Here is a 12396-nt window from a genome sequence, read left to right on the forward strand (position 1 = left end):
GACGGGGCAAAACCCGGGCAAAACGAGGGGGCGCCAAGCGCCCCCTCTTGCGGCAACCAGCCATTTTAGCCGGTCTTGGGCAATTTTTTCTGCCGGCTGCCCGCAGCCTGGCAAAAAGGCGCCCCACCGGGGCAAACCTGCCCTACTTCGATGCAGGCACCGCGACCCATTGGGTCTGGTCCCCACGGCGCACCAGCAGACCCACAGTGCGGCTCTTGTCGAGCTTGGCCACGAGTTCGCCGAATTGCTTGGCACCCGTCACGTCGGTGTCGTTCAAAGCCAACACGATGTCGCCTTCCTGCAGGCCGGCCTTGCCGGCCGCGCCCTCGGCGGCCTTCACCTGGACGCCGCCCTTGATGCGCAGCTTCTTCTGCACGTCGGCCGGCACATCCACCACGCCCAGGCCCAGCGCATTGGTCACCTCCGGCACGGGCGCCGCTTTCTTTTCGGCCGCAGCCGCCTTTTCGGTCGGGATCTCACCCACCTTGACCGCCAACGTCAGGCTCTTGCCCTTGCGCCACACTTGCATGTCGGCGCGCGTGCCAGGCTTGGTTTCACCCACGATGCGCGGCAGGTCGGACCAGCGCTTGATCGGTTCGTTGTTGAACTTCAAGATCACGTCGCCCGGCTGCACGCCCGCTTGTTCGGCGGGGCCATCGACTTCAACGCTGCTGACCAGCGCGCCTTCCGCCCTGGGCAGCCCGATGGCTTCGGCCACGTCCTTGCCCACTTCACCGATCTGCACGCCAACCCGGCCGCGAGTCACCTTGCCGGTGGTGCGCAATTGGTCCACGACGCGCATTGCTTCGTCGATGGGGATGGCCAGAGAAATACCCATGAAGCCGCCGCTGCGCGAAATGATCTGGGAGTTGATACCCACAACCTCGCCATCCAGGTTGATCAAGGGCCCGCCCGAATTACCCGGGTTGACGGCAACGTCCGTCTGGATGAAAGGCAGGTATTCACCGGTGTCACGACCGATCGCGCTGACAATGCCCGAGGTCACGGTGGAATCCAGGCCAAACGGCGAACCGATCGCCAGCACCCATTGGCCCTTCTTCAGCTTCTTGGGGTCGCCAATCACCAGCGGAACCATGTCCTTGGCTTCGATCTTGATCAGCGCCACGTCGGTACGTTCGTCGGTGCCGATGACCTTGGCTTTGAACTCACGTCCGTCGGTCAAGGTGACGTAGATATCCGTTGCGTCAACCACCACGTGGTTGTTGGTCAGGATGTAGCCGTCGTCAGACACAAAAAAGCCCGATCCCACGCCGCGCGGCACGGTACGTTCTTCAGGCTGGGGCCGCTGGCGCGGCGCAGGCACTTGCCCGCCGCCGCCAGGGGGTTGAATGTCGGGGCCGAAGAACCAGCGAAAGAGTTCGTAGGGGTCGCTACCGCCGCCGGGGCCAGGCCCACGGACCGGCACGGTGGCCGTCGTACGGATGTTGACCACTGCCGGGTCAGCTTTTTCGACAATCCCCGTGAAGTCGGGCAACGCCACCAAGGGCGTTTGCGCGACAGAAGCGGGCACATAGGCGGCAGACATGAAAACCCCTGCTGCCACGGCCACCAGAAAGCGCCGGAAAAAAGCGTTCGACACCGTCATTGCTTTCATAAGTTACTCCGAAGTTGCTGCTTGCTGCCTGTGGCCCGGGCCTGAATCACTTGGACCCAGCGGCCGGCACGTATTCTGTCGCTTGCGCAAGTTGTTCCAGCGTTGCCACGGGCACCTCGCCCACGGCCGTCAACCAGTAATCAGCAATGCGCGTGCCATACACCGTGATGGCCCCGCGCTGCGCGGCCCCGGGCGGCGGATGATGTCCGCGCTCGCTGTCATAGGGCTCGATGAAAACCGAGATGGCCGCCAAGCCGTCGGACAACACCATCTGGCTGACCGCCGCGCCGCGCCCCATCGACCGCGACACCTGCATGACCACCTTGAAGCCCTTGGGGGCAGGAATGCGCCAGCCCTGGGCCGTCAGGTCGACCGGCGTCATGGTCGATTCCAGCACCTTCCAGTCGCGCGTGCTCCAGCGCGAACTCAGTTGTTGCGGATCGACTTCCGAGCCCAGGCGCAGCGACGTGAACGACACTTGCTCAACCACGCCTCGGGCCGCATTCAGCGTTTGCGCCTTGAGCAACAGATTGGTTTCAACGTCGGCGCAAAGGCGATAGCCGTAGCGCAGCTTGTCCAGCGGTTCGATCGTGATCAGGCGGCATTCGCGGCCCGCCACCCGGTGCAGCTTGGCCTCGGTGCGGATTTTGTAGTGCTCGGCAAGATTGGCCGGATCACCCAGCAACAAGCCGGGAAAGCGGTCGCCGCGCCGGCGTTCGATCAGCACGGTCTTGCGCTCGGGAATCAGGCACTGTACGTCGTCGTTGTGACGCAGGTATTCACGCGGCTGGCCGTCCAGGATCTCGAGGCGCTCGCGCTCGCCGGTGCCGTCCAACATGTGCACCAAGCGCGAGGACTGGATCATTTCGCCCTGCTGATACATGAAGACGCCCGCATAGTCCTGCTTGCGCGCGGCTTGCTGGATGCGCGTCAGCAGTTGGACGACGTCATCCGTGGCCGGGGCCGCATCGGCGGCGCGCGCCGGCTCATGGGCAGACAGAAAAGCGGTCAGAAGCGTAGCGGCAAACCATCCGGCGCGATGTGCGTTCCAGGAGGCTGCGCGCGGCCAACGTGTCGGTAACGCCAGCGCCATCAACGTCCGGCTCCGGCGTCGAACGAGACTTGTCGGACCGCGCTGGGGCCGGCCATCTGGCGATGGGCCTCGAGGTAGTCGCGCAGGCCGGCGTCATCAGCGGCGGAGACCGCTGTGGGCGTGCCGCTGGCATCGGCCAGCACGCGCACTTCCGTGGCCGGCGTGCCGGTCAGGTAAGGCTGCGCCACCCAGGCGACCGTAGCCACCGCAGCCGCCACGGCCAGGCCGGACAGGCCGACCCGCAACGGCGAACGTCGCCGCGGCGCGGCCACGATAGGCAGTTCCGCGTCAAGCGCACGCGCCAGCCGCGACTGGAACGCGGCGCTGGGCGTCAATGCCAGATCAGCATTGCGTAGAGAATCACCGATCAAATGATAGGTGTCCCAGGTCTGACGTCCTTCCTTGGACAACAGACTGGAAAGAATATCGTCGGAATCTTCTCCGTCCATCCAGGCGGAAACCGATTCCTCCCAGGAGGCCTCGGCGATTTCAACGGACTTGGCTGCTGTTTGCATGACTGCCACTCCTTACCAGCGACGCTCGGCATCGGTGCCAAGCAATGGACGCAATTTGGTCGCGATGGCCTCACGCGCACGAAAAATGCGGGAGCGCACCGTACCAATGGGGCAATCCATGCTTTGGGCGATGTCTTCGTAACTCATACCTTCGATTTCACGCAGGACAATTGCGGTGCGCAACTCTTCGGGCAATTCCTCGATGGCCGCGTTCACCGTCTCGGCGATTTCGCGGCTGGCAACCATGGATTCCGGCGTGCTTATGTCGGTTAGGTTGTCGGTTTCGTTAAAAGTTTCACCGTCTTCCGTTTCTATCGCATTGGGCGCGCTGGGACGCCGGCCTTGCGAGGCCAGCCAATTGCGCGCCGTATTGATGGCGATACGATACAACCAGGTGTAAAAAGCGCTGTCGCCCCGGAATTGGGGCAAGGCCCGATAAGCCTTGATGAACGCTTCCTGGGCTACATCCTCGATTTCCGAGGGGTCGCGGATCATCCGGGCCAGCAGGCGCAGGATCTTGCGCTGGTACTTGAGCACCAGCAGATCAAAGGCCTTCTTGTCGCCCCGTTGAACGCGCGCGACCAACTCCGCGTCGACTTCGCGCTCGCTCATGACGTCTCCCGCCTACGTGCCGCCGGGCGAGCCTGCTGCGTTGTACCCGTCAGCAGGCAAAGGCGCCGCCAAGACTGGGGGTGCAACGTCCGCTGCCAGACGGTGAGGGTGATTGTGCTATTTGTAAAGACGGTACTCCCGGTGGGCAAGGGCTGCAAAATGAGCGTAAGCCAGCGAGGGCCGCGCTGGTGATCCAACAAGCGCGCGTCTTGCCAGCCTTGCGGCTGGCGAACCTGCCAGCGCCCCGCCCCGGCCGCCGTGCGCAAAGCCGATACTGGGGACGGTCCGCTCCGTGCCGAGTGTAACAGCCAGGCCGGCACCAGCAGCAGCGCAATCGCCACTACCGCGGCCTCTGCCGCCATGCCGTGCCAGGACAGCGCCATCAAGGCGCTGCCGGCCGCGACTACGACGGCCAGACCGTAGAGCGCATGGACGCCGGCCGGCCGCCCGATGGGCATATGCAGCGACCAGCGCCCTGCGTCGGAGCCTTCCAAATCAAACCCGGCGCACGGCCATCGAGCCGTTGGTGCCGCCGAAGCCGAACGAGTTGGACAGGCCGACTTCAATCTTCATCTGCCGCGCTTCGTTCGCGCAGTAGTCGAGATCGCATTCAGGATCTTGATTGAAGATGTTGATGGTAGGCGGCGAAACCTGGTTGTACACGGCCAAGGTCGTGAACACTGCCTCGATGCCGCCGGCCGCGCCGAGCAAGTGCCCGGTCATGGACTTGGTCGAATTGACCACCAGCTTCTTGGCGTGATCGCCGAACGCCAGCTTCAGCGCCTCGGTTTCGTTCTTGTCGCCCAGGGGGGTGGACGTGCCGTGCGCGTTGACATACTGGATGTCGTCCACGTTCAGGCCGCCATTGCGCAGCGCGTTGATGACGCCTCGGCGCGGGCCGTCCTTGTCCGGAGCCGTGATGTGGTGCGCGTCCGAGCTCATGCCGTAACCGGCCAGTTCGCCATAGATGCGCGCGCCGCGCTTCTTGGCGTGCTCGTACTCTTCCAGCACCAGGACGCCAGCGCCTTCGCCCAGGACGAAACCGTCGCGGTCACGATCCCAGGGGCGCGAAGCCGTCTGAGGATCATCGTTGCGGGTCGACAAGGCGCGCATGGCGGCAAAACCGCCGATGCCCAGCGGCGACACGGTCGATTCAGCACCGCCCGCCACCATGACGTCTGCGTCGCCGTATTCGATCAGGCGCGCGGCGTCGCCGATGCAATGCAGGCCAGTCGTGCAAGCCGAGACAACGGCGTAGCTGGGGCCCTTCATGCCATAGGCAATCGACAAATGACCGGAGATCAGGTTGATCAGCGAACCCGGCACGAAGAACGGCGAAATACGTCGCGGACCCTTGGCCATGTATTCGACCTGGGTTTCTTCGATGCGCGGCAAACCGCCGATGCCGGAGCCCACGATCACGCCAATGCGCTCGGCATTGGCTTCGGTGACTTCCAGGCCGCAGTCACGCCATGCCTGCATCCCGGCGGCCAGGCCGTAATGGATGAAGGTATCCATCTGGCGGGCTTCTTTGCTCGAGATATAGGTGCTGATGTCGAAGTCTTTGACTTCGCCAGCAATGTGCGTGGTGATGGCCGAGGGATCGAAACGGGTGATGCGGCTGATGCCAGAACGTCCGTTGACGATATTGTCCCAAGCGGTGGTCAGGTCGTTTCCAACGGGAGAAACGATACCCAGGCCGGTGATGACGACACGTCGCTTCACGGATGACTCCTCAAACAGACAAAAGAAAGGCGGTTTTCGGGATGCGCTGCACGTGTGGCCCACGCGAAAGCGGGTCGGGCTTTACAACGCCCTTCCCGCACGCGGACCACACGGCAAATTCCTGAAACCGCCCCGTTTCCCGGTTGGCCCCGAAAGTCGGGCAACCGGAAGGATATAAATCGAGCTTACTGCTTACCGTGCGAATTGATGTAGTCAATCGCTTGTTGCACGGTCGTGATCTTTTCGGCCTCTTCGTCGGGGATCTCGGTCTCGAATTCGTCTTCGAGCGCCATGACCAGTTCGACCATGTCGAGCGAATCGGCACCGAGGTCGTCAAGGAAGGAGGATTCGTTCTTGATCTCGGCTTCGTTGACGCCAAGTTGTTCAGCGACGATCTTCTTGACGCGCTGTTCGATGCTTTCCATGCAGATCTCCAATTGGGAAAAATCCCGCGAATTATAGCCAAGCGTAGAGGAAAGCAACGCCTGGCCGTGACAAAAATAACACCGCGCACTTGTTCTGTCGCCCGTTGAGGGCACAGGAATACCAGTATGCGGCGTTTCCGGTTGAACTGCGCGGCGCCCAGACCGGTTGCCCGGCAAGGCGCGGCGACCTGAGCCGCCTGGCGCGCAATTCGTGATTTATTGCATGTACATCCCGCCGTTTACGTGCAGGGTGGTGCCGGTAATGTAACCCGCTTGCGGCCCGGACAAAAAGGCCACCGCATGGGCGATGTCTTCAGGCGAGCCCAAACGGCCCAGCGGAATCTGTTGCAGCAGCGCCGTGGTCTGGCTTTCAGCCAGCGCGCGCGTCATGTCGGTGTCGATGAAGCCGGGCGCGACGCAGTTCACGGTGATGTTGCGGCTACCCAACTCACGGGCCAGCGCACGTGACATGCCCGACACGCCCGCCTTCGCGGCGGCGTAGTTGGCCTGGCCCGCGTTGCCGCTGGAGCCGACCACCGAGGTCACATTGATGATGCGGCCCCAACGGGCCTTCATCATGCTGCGCATCACCGCGCGCGACAGGCGAAACACGGACGTCAGGTTGGTATCCAGCACGGCGGACCAATCGTCGTCTTTCATGCGCATCGCGAGCGTATCGCGCGTGATGCCCGCATTATTGACCAGGATGTGGGGGCCGCCGCCGTCTTTGGCCAGCGCGTCGATCAGCGCGTCGCAGGCTTCAGCGTCCGTCACGTTCAGCACCACGCCACGGCCGCCAAACGGCGCCAGGGCTTCGGTGATGGCGGCCGCGCCGGATTCCGTGGTGGCGGTGCCGACCACGGTCGCGCCGCGCGCAGCCAGTTCCTGGGCAATGGCACGGCCGATGCCGCGCGTGGCGCCGGTCACCAGCGCGATCTTGCCTTGCAGTTCGATCGAGTTGTCCATGTCTTTAATTTCCGTTAACGACGGCCAACGCGGCTTCAAGCGAAGCGGGATCGGTAATGGCCAGGCCAGTAAGTTCGGGATCAATGCGCTTGGTCAAGCCGGCCAGCACTTTGCCGGGACCGCATTCGATAACGTGCGTGACGCCTTGCGCCTTCATGGCGCGCAGGGTTTCAACCCAGCGCACAGGATGCCATGCCTGACGCACCAGCGCATCCCGGATTGCACCGGGTTCCGTGGGCGAGGCCACGTCGACGTTGTTGATGACCTGGATTTGCGGCGCGGACACGGTCGCGTTCGCCAGCGCGCCAGCGAGCACGTCGGCGGCGGGCTTGAGCAGGCTGGAGTGGAACGGTGCGGACACGGGCAGCAACAGTGCGCGCTTGGCGCCCGCGGCCTTGGCCAGTTCGCAGGCGCGTTCGACAGCGGCCTTGTGGCCGGCGATCACAACCTGCGCAGGCGCATTGAAGTTGACGGCTTCGACGACTTCACCTTGGGCGGCGGCGGCACACGCGGCGCGCACGGCATCGTCGTCCAGGCCCAGGATGGCAGCCATGGCGCCCGTACCCACAGGCACGGCGGCCTGCATGGCGTCAGCGCGCACGCGCACCAGGCGCACAGCGTCTTCCAGCGTCAGCGAACCTGCCGCGGTCAACGCCGCGTATTCACCCAGGCTGTGGCCCGCGACGACGTCGGGCTTGCGGCCGCCAGCGGCCGTCCAGGCAGCATAGAACGCCACACCGGCCGTCAACATGGCGGGTTGCGTGTTCGTGGTCAGATTGAGCTGGTCCGCCGGACCTTGCGCGATTAGGGCGCCCAGGTCCTGGCCCAAGGCCTCGGAGGCGCGCGCCACGGTGTCCGTGACGGCAGCGACGCCCGACCAGGCATCCAGCATACCGACAGCCTGCGACCCTTGGCCGGGAAAGACAAAAGCAATTTTCATGATTAACCGGTTGAATTGATTCAGTGTCTGTTTGGAATGTCGGGCGCGCGTTCGGCGGCGGCGCATGTCGCGCCACCCGCCTGGGCGCGCGCTTACATGCGGGCCAGTACCGAGCCCCAGGTGAATCCGCCACCCACGCCTTGCATCAGAATGAGCTGGCCGGGCTTGACGCGGCCATCGCGGCGCGCGGCATCCAGCGCCAGCGGAACGCTGGCGGCCGACGTGTTGGCGTGACTATCAACAGTGATGACGACTTTCTCGACCGGCACGGCCAGTTTGCGCGCCAGGAAATTCAGGATACGCACATTGGCCTGGTGCGGAATCAGCCAGTCGACATCCGCGAGTTCAATTCCGGCTTCCGCACACGTGTCGCGCGCCGAACGGTCCAGCACCGTGACGGCCTGCTTGAAGACGGCCTGACCATCCATGCGCAGGAAGGGGTCGCCAGTAACGTCGCCATAGGCCACGTTGCCCGCGGCGCTCAGGATCTTCATCTGGCTGCCGTCGGCATGCAACTGCGCGGCCATGATGCCCGGCTCGTCGGAAGCCTTCAGCACGACAGCGCCCGCGCCGTCGCCGAACAGCACGCAAGTGCTGCGGTCGTTCCAGTCCAGGATGCGGGAAAACACTTCAGCGCCGATCACCAGCGCGCAACGGGCGCGGCCCGCGCGAATGAAGCTGTCGGCGGTGGTGAGCGCATAGACGAAGCCGCTGCACACGGCCTGCACGTCGAACGCGGCAGAACCCTTGGCGCCCAGATTGGCCTGCACCAGGCAGGCGGTGCTGGGGAATACGAAATCGGGGGTGGAGGTCGCGACGATGATCAGGTCCACGTCGGACGCTTCAACGCCCGCGTCGGCCAGCGCACGACGCGACGCCTCGGTGGCAAGCTGGCTGGTCGTGACGCCACGCTCGGCAAGGTGGCGCTGACGGATGCCCGTGCGCTCGACGATCCATTCATCGGACGTGGCGATATCGCGCGTCGCCAGTTCCGCAGCCAGTTCGTCATTCGAAACCACGCGTTCCGGCAAGAAACTGCCGGTGCCCGCGATTGCGGAATATTTCATTGCGGTATCCATCAAGCGGTGTCCCCAGCCACGTTCGCGGGAGGCGTTGCGGCGCCCTCTTCCGACTGAACGCGCTTGGTAATCTGAGCGACCGTCTGAGCGGTGCGCTCCAGCAGTTTACTCACTACGGCTTCACGGGCGCGCTGCAATGCAAAACCGTAGGCGTAGACATCCGCGGAACCGTGGCTCTTGATGACCACGCCGCGCAGGCCCAACAACGCCGCGCCGTTGTAGCGGCGATTATCGACGCGGTTGCGCAGGCGGTTCAGCACGGGCTTGGCGATAGCCCCGGCCAGCAACGTGAAAATATTGCGTTTGAACTCTTCGTGGATGATGCTGGACAGCATCTTCGCCAGCCCTTCAACGGACTTGAGCACGACGTTGCCGACAAAGCCGTCGCAAACGACGACGTCGACCGTGCCCTTGAAGATGTCGTTGCCTTCCACGTTGCCGTAGAAATTCAAGGGGCTGCCGCGCAGAAGCTCGGCGGCCTCCTTGACGACTTCGTTGCCCTTGATGACTTCTTCGCCGATGTTGAGCAAGCCCACGGTGGGGTTCTCACGATGGTCCACCGCCTGCGACAGCGCGGCGCCCATGATGGCGAATTGCAGAAGGTGCTCGGCTGTGCAGTCCACATTCGCGCCCAGGTCCAGCACCGTGGTGGCGCGGCCCGTCTGGTTCGGAATGGACGTGGCGATCGCGGGGCGGTCAATGCCGTCCAGCGTCTTGAGCACGTAGCGTGAAATGGCCATCCACGCGCCGGTATTGCCCGCGGAAACGCAGGCGTCGGCGCGCCCATCCTTGACGGACTGGGCGGCCAGGCGCATGGAGGAGTCTTTTTTGCGGCGCAGGGCGACCTCGACAGGGTCGTCCATGGTGACGACTTCAGAAGCCGCCACGATTTCCATACGATCGCGCGCAACGTCGCGGTGCTCGGAGAGCGCCGCTTCGATCGCGTCGGGAAGCCCGACCAGCAATAGCCGGGTATCCGGAAATTGCCGGGCGAACTCGATCGCAGCCGGAATCGTGACGGGCAGACCGAAGTCTCCGCCCATACAGTCTATGGCGATGCGTATCACGGGTGCCAGGTATCAGCGCTCAGCCGAATTGGTCCGAGTACGAGTTCGGCCCGGGGGCCTTATTCGTCGGCCTTGGTCTTCAGGACCTTGCGGCCACGGTAGAAGCCATTGGGGCTGATGTGGTGACGCAGGTGGGTTTCACCGGTGTTCGGCTCGATGGCGGTCGACGGAGCAACCAGAAAATCGTGCGAACGGTGCATACCGCGCTTGGAGGGGGACTTCTTGTTTTGTTGAACGGCCATGATGACTCCTAGAAACGGGGCGCATTGTACGCGATGCGGCCCGATGTTGATCTCAATCTTTGTGCTTCAGTTGTTCCAGCACCGCAAACGGCGACGGACGCTTGACAGCGGGTTCTTCAGGAACTTCGCTGACGTTGGCCTGCGCGCCCGGGCATACATCATGCTTGGGCACATACGGAACGCTCAGAATGAGCTCATCTTCGATCTGGGCCAGCAGATCAAAGTGATGCGAACCCACCACCTTTTCAGGTTGGTTGGACACAAAACCATTTCCTTCTTCGTCTTCGTCGTCGCTGCCGGCAGAACCGTCGGTGACATCACCGTTGGTAAAACCATCATCAAGATCGGATTCAGACTTAACCAGCTGCAAGAGGACTTCGCTATCGACCGGATAGACAAACGGTACATTGCACCGCTGGCACACCAGCACCGGATTCGCTTGCACATGAACATGCAGAAGCGGCCGGCCAAGCAACAGCCCCGACTTACCAATCTCGCCGCGCACGGACCATGTCACAAGCCCGGCATCGCCCAGCGGTTGTTCAGGTAACCCTTCAACCGCGCGCGTAAACCGCACAAGAGGTATGGTGCCTTGCGCTTCCCTGCCACTATGGGCAAATGCGAATGCATCGATGCGCTTGATGATCAATCCTTTGCATTCGCGGGACTTTGCTTTAGCTTTTTGCTTTAGCTTTTTGCCTTAGCCGTTTGCTTTGCCTTCCGTCTTACCTTCTACTTCCGGCTGCAAAAATCCCGCAAAACGTTAGATAATACTGCGACTTACGCTTACACGTCAAATACCGAATGCCTTCAAAGCCTAGCCTGATCCTCGCGTCCAGCTCGCGTTACCGCAAGGAATTGCTGTCACGCCTGCGCCTGCCCTTTACCGCTATTTCCCCCGATGTAGACGAAACGCCACACCCCGGGGAAACGCCTGAAGCGCTGGCCCTGCGGTTATCGGTTGCCAAGGCCATGGCCGTGGCGGCCAAGCACCCGGGCAGCATCGTGATCGGGTCGGATCAGGTGGCCACCATTGATGGCCAGCCTATCGGCAAACCGGGAGATTTTCCCGGCGCCCAAGCGCAATTACGCACGTTGTCAGGGCAAACCGTGGCATTTCACAGCGCTCTGGCGGTCACGGACGGCCAACGGGTGGAAAAAGCCGACATCGTTACGCTCTGCCGCTTCCGCCAGTTGTCGGACTCCGCCATCGACGCCTACCTGCGCGCCGAAGAACCTTACGATACCGCAGGCAGCGCCAAGGCGGAAAGCCTGGGCATCGCCCTGATGGAAAGCATCCAGAGCGATGACCCGACCGCCATTATCGGGCTGCCGTTGATCGCGCTGACGCGCATGCTGGCGCAGTTTGGGCTAGACCCGCTGGACGCCCCGGGCGCACCAGCATGAACGGCGCCCTGCACCTGATTCCCGTCGGCCTGGGCGACGCCCCGCCCGAGCGCTGGCTGCCGGCCGACGTGCGCGCATTGGCCGGTCGACTGGACACCTACATCGCCGAAAACGCCAAGACCGCGCGCGCTTTTCTCAAGCTGATCGGCACTACGCGCCCGCTGCAAGAAATCACCATACACACCCTGACCGACAAGATCGACGCCGGCCAGATCAATGCCTGGCTGGCTCCGGTGAAGCAAGGGGCCGAGATCGGCCTGGTTTCCGAGGCCGGTTGCCCGGCCGTCGCTGACCCGGGCGCCAAGGTCGTCGACGCCGCCCATCGCCTGGGAATACCGGTCCGGCCTTGGGTCGGCCCCTCGTCCATCTTGCTGGGCCTCATGGCCAGTGGGCTGGACGGGCAGCGCTTCGCCTTCCATGGCTACGCGCCGGTGGATGCCGCCGAGCGCGCCAAGCAACTGAAGGCCTGGGAGCAGCATTCCGCCAAGCACAATCAGACCCAGTTGCTGATCGAAACTCCCTATCGCAACGCCGCCATGTTCGCCACGCTGCTGGCCAGCCTGAAAGGCGACACCAAGCTGTGCGTGGCGCGCTCGGTCACCACCGCGGACGAATGGGTGGTCACGCATACCATCGCCGACTGGAAAAAACTGCCCGCACCCCAACTGGACAAGCTGCCCACGCTGTTCCTCTACTTGGCCCGCTGATCG

Annotated in this window: 14 protein-coding genes; 2 read left to right on the forward strand and 12 right to left on the reverse strand. The window is 63.3% G+C overall.

What is annotated here, in order from left to right:
• Window positions 1-142: 142 nt before the first annotated feature.
• The 12 genes from M2361_RS22615 to M2361_RS22670 all read right to left on the reverse strand — a co-directional run bounded on the left by M2361_RS22615 (window position 143) and on the right by M2361_RS22670 (window position 10928).
• The gene (locus M2361_RS22615) at window positions 143-1615 is read right to left on the reverse strand and encodes a Do family serine endopeptidase (protein WP_259251874.1); all 1473 of its coding nucleotides are present in this window, start codon (window positions 1613-1615) and stop codon (window positions 143-145) included.
• Window positions 1616-1661: 46 nt separating this feature from the next.
• Window positions 1662-2708, reverse strand: coding sequence for a MucB/RseB C-terminal domain-containing protein (locus M2361_RS22620; RefSeq protein ID WP_259251875.1), 1047 nt, complete (start codon window positions 2706-2708; stop codon window positions 1662-1664).
• Entirely contained in the window at window positions 2708-3223 is a 516-nt protein-coding gene (locus M2361_RS22625; RefSeq protein ID WP_259251876.1) for a sigma-E factor negative regulatory protein, read from the reverse strand. Before M2361_RS22625 ends, M2361_RS22620 begins: the two co-directional genes overlap by 1 nt.
• A 12-nt stretch (window positions 3224-3235) precedes the next feature.
• Window positions 3236-3835 (reverse strand): RNA polymerase sigma factor RpoE, encoded by a 600-nt coding sequence (rpoE, locus tag M2361_RS22630; RefSeq protein WP_006218045.1) that lies wholly within the window; start codon window positions 3833-3835, stop codon window positions 3236-3238.
• A 495-nt stretch (window positions 3836-4330) separates the two neighbouring features.
• Window positions 4331-5560, reverse strand: a complete 1230-nt coding sequence (fabF, locus tag M2361_RS22635) for a beta-ketoacyl-ACP synthase II (RefSeq protein ID WP_259251877.1) — start codon at window positions 5558-5560, stop codon at window positions 4331-4333.
• A gap of 185 nt (window positions 5561-5745) precedes the next feature.
• Complete coding sequence (gene acpP, locus M2361_RS22640) at window positions 5746-5985, reverse strand: acyl carrier protein (protein ID WP_003813816.1); 240 nt, start codon at window positions 5983-5985, stop codon at window positions 5746-5748.
• A gap of 216 nt (window positions 5986-6201) precedes the next feature.
• Complete coding sequence (fabG, locus tag M2361_RS22645; protein WP_127183742.1) at window positions 6202-6951, reverse strand: 3-oxoacyl-ACP reductase FabG; 750 nt, start codon at window positions 6949-6951, stop codon at window positions 6202-6204.
• A gap of 4 nt (window positions 6952-6955) precedes the next feature.
• Window positions 6956-7891, reverse strand: coding sequence for an ACP S-malonyltransferase (gene fabD, locus M2361_RS22650; RefSeq protein ID WP_259251889.1), 936 nt, complete (start codon window positions 7889-7891; stop codon window positions 6956-6958).
• 92 nt (window positions 7892-7983) lie between these two features.
• Window positions 7984-8970, reverse strand: coding sequence for a beta-ketoacyl-ACP synthase III (locus M2361_RS22655; protein WP_259251890.1), 987 nt, complete (start codon window positions 8968-8970; stop codon window positions 7984-7986).
• A complete protein-coding gene (plsX, locus tag M2361_RS22660; RefSeq protein ID WP_050447630.1) occupies window positions 8970-10037 on the reverse strand; it encodes a phosphate acyltransferase PlsX in 1068 nt (355 codons plus the stop codon). The genes M2361_RS22655 and plsX overlap by 1 nt, the downstream gene beginning before the upstream one ends.
• A gap of 59 nt (window positions 10038-10096) precedes the next feature.
• A complete protein-coding gene (gene rpmF / locus M2361_RS22665) occupies window positions 10097-10279 on the reverse strand; it encodes a 50S ribosomal protein L32 (protein ID WP_006218037.1) in 183 nt (60 codons plus the stop codon).
• Window positions 10280-10331: 52 nt separating this feature from the next.
• The gene (locus M2361_RS22670) at window positions 10332-10928 is read right to left on the reverse strand and encodes a DUF177 domain-containing protein (RefSeq protein ID WP_259251891.1); all 597 of its coding nucleotides are present in this window, start codon (window positions 10926-10928) and stop codon (window positions 10332-10334) included.
• 155 nt (window positions 10929-11083) lie between these two features.
• Between M2361_RS22670 and M2361_RS22675 the strand changes: the two genes are divergently transcribed.
• Together M2361_RS22675 and M2361_RS22680 are read left to right on the forward strand one after the other, a co-directional pair.
• A complete protein-coding gene (locus M2361_RS22675) occupies window positions 11084-11686 on the forward strand; it encodes a Maf-like protein (protein ID WP_259251892.1) in 603 nt (200 codons plus the stop codon).
• On the forward strand, window positions 11683-12393 hold the full coding sequence (locus tag M2361_RS22680; RefSeq protein WP_259251893.1) for an SAM-dependent methyltransferase: 711 nt from the start codon (window positions 11683-11685) through the stop codon (window positions 12391-12393). Before M2361_RS22675 ends, M2361_RS22680 begins: the two co-directional genes overlap by 4 nt.
• Window positions 12394-12396 lie beyond the last annotated feature (3 nt).

This window comes from Achromobacter sp. JUb104 (assembly GCF_024806975.1).
GTDB lineage: Bacteria > Pseudomonadota > Gammaproteobacteria > Burkholderiales > Burkholderiaceae_B > Achromobacter > Achromobacter spanius.